Annotated in this window: 3 protein-coding genes and 1 pseudogene; all 4 read left to right on the forward strand. The window is 63.8% G+C overall.

Annotated elements, in window-relative coordinates; all coding sequences use genetic code 11:
- Positions 1-262, forward strand: a 262-nt coding sequence (locus QX108_RS33420; RefSeq protein ID WP_315787738.1) for a PilN domain-containing protein, incomplete at its 5' end; no start/stop codon positions are given.
- Positions 259-828 (forward strand): type II secretion system protein GspM, encoded by a 570-nt coding sequence (gene gspM / locus QX108_RS33425; RefSeq protein ID WP_315787736.1) that lies wholly within the window; start codon positions 259-261, stop codon positions 826-828. The genes QX108_RS33420 and gspM, both read left to right, overlap by 4 nt.
- A gap of 20 nt (positions 829-848) precedes the next feature.
- Entirely contained in the window at positions 849-1,343 is a 495-nt protein-coding gene (locus tag QX108_RS33430) for a hypothetical protein (protein WP_315787734.1), read from the forward strand.
- 234 nt (positions 1,344-1,577) lie between these two features.
- Positions 1,578-1,849, forward strand: a pseudogene (locus QX108_RS33435) (type II secretion system protein GspK); the annotation flags it as partial.

Consider the following 1,849-nt stretch of genomic DNA (forward strand, 5'->3'; position numbering starts at 1 on the left):
AGCCTCGCGCATTCTGCCGAAGCATTCCTGGCTGACCGAATTGCGGCTCGTGGAGGGAGCGAACCCGCGGAGCGCAACGGTCACGATGACCGGATTCTCGGCCGCGGCGCCGAGCCTGATCAACACGCTCGGTAAATCGAGACTGTTTGTGGACGCTGCCCTGACGTCGCCGGTCGCGATGGATCCGATCGAGAACCGGGAACGCTTTTCATTGCAGGCCAGGATTCGTGTCCCCGATGCCATCAAGGAGGTGGCGCCATGAGCGAATGGACGAAGCGCAGGGACGCGCTCGGACGCCGCGGCCTGTTCATCGTCGTCAACCTCGCGCTGCTTGCGCTGTTGTTATGGGGCTTCGTGGCGCCGATCGGGGCGATGTTCGCCGAGCGGGAGGCGCGGATCCAGCAACAGCAGGCGCTGCTGGCACGGTTGAGCGCGATCGCAGCCCAGGCATCGGCCATCGAGGGCCTTGCCTCCGAAACCGAGTCGCAGCTCCAGAACGGGGAGTTTCTGACGGGTGCGAATGAGAACGTGATCGCCGCCGACCTGCAGACGAAGCTGAAGGCGATCATGGGCAATGCCGGCGCCCAGTCCCGCGCGATTCAATCGCTGCCGGGCCGGACCGTCGATCAGATCAAGTACGGTGGCGCGCGCATCGACCTGTCTGGGCCGTTGCCCGCCGTCATGCGCGCGGTCCACGCGGTCGAGAGCGCAAGACCATATTTGTTCATTGCCAATGCGGTGTTGAAGAGCGCGCCTGCGATGCGCCCGGGAACGGCCGAGGAGCCGGTGCTTCAGGCGCAGCTCGATATCTACGGTGCCGTGCAATGAGGAGATTCGTGCGATGGCGGGTGACGCCGCTGGCCGGCATTCTGGCGCTCCTGGCGGGTCTTGATCTAGTGCTCGGCGCCTGGCTCGCGACGCTGGTCGTTGGCGGAGAAGCACCGGGCACCCGCCGCGCGGCGTGGGAAGCGCCGGTGCCCCGGACTATGGCAAGCGTGGCTGGACGGCAGCCGCTGCAGACATATGCCGAGATCCTGGCCCATCCAGTGTTCCAGAAGTCGCGCGAGCCGTTCGTTCCGCCCCCACCCGCGCCGCCACCGCCGATGCCGGTGGCCGCTCCGCCCCCGGTGGCCACTGACCCGGGCCTCCTGGTCGGCGGTGTCATGATCAACGGCGGCAAGAGCAAGGCCTATCTGCTCAGCAAGGTTGGCGCGGGCGCAGGCTCCTGGATCAACGAAAACGAGACGTTTCAGGGCTGGCGGGTGACATCGATCGACGCGTCAGGTGTTCGGATCGAGCAGGCGGGGCGCGCGATCGACTTGCAGCTCTACCCCAAGAATTGAAGAATACAGGCCGCGCTGCGGCCCCTTGAGCCGGAGTAGAATAGCCTTGTTCGCACAGACGAAAGATCAAGGGCCAATCCGCAGACAGCCGCTCGTAGAGGAGGAGCGCGAATTGTTCGTTCCTGCTTGGCTCAGCTTCTCGGTGCTCTCATACGAGCTAGGTCTCTTACATGTCTTCTCGAAACCGTCGTCCGCCAAGCGATCTTCGGACCATGGCAGTCCCAGAGATCAGAAATGCCAGTCATCGCGGTCCTGTGGATCCTTGGATTATTGACAACGTTGTCACTGTCGCTGCTCTGGGGCAGCGACGTGTCGTACCGCCTCGCCCGCAACGATTGTGAACTTGCGAATCTGAGTGCGATTGCAGACGGGGCGCTGGACTACGCCGTGTCGGGATTGTTTGATCAAAAATCTGACCGCCTCTTGCGGCCAGGTGTAGGCGAGGTTCACCTGCTCCACTTTGGCGAAGCCGAGATCCGGATCGTGATCCAGGACGAGCTCGGCAA

This window comes from Bradyrhizobium sp. SZCCHNR1002 (assembly GCF_032381435.1).
Lineage (GTDB): Bacteria > Pseudomonadota > Alphaproteobacteria > Rhizobiales > Xanthobacteraceae > Bradyrhizobium > Bradyrhizobium aeschynomenes.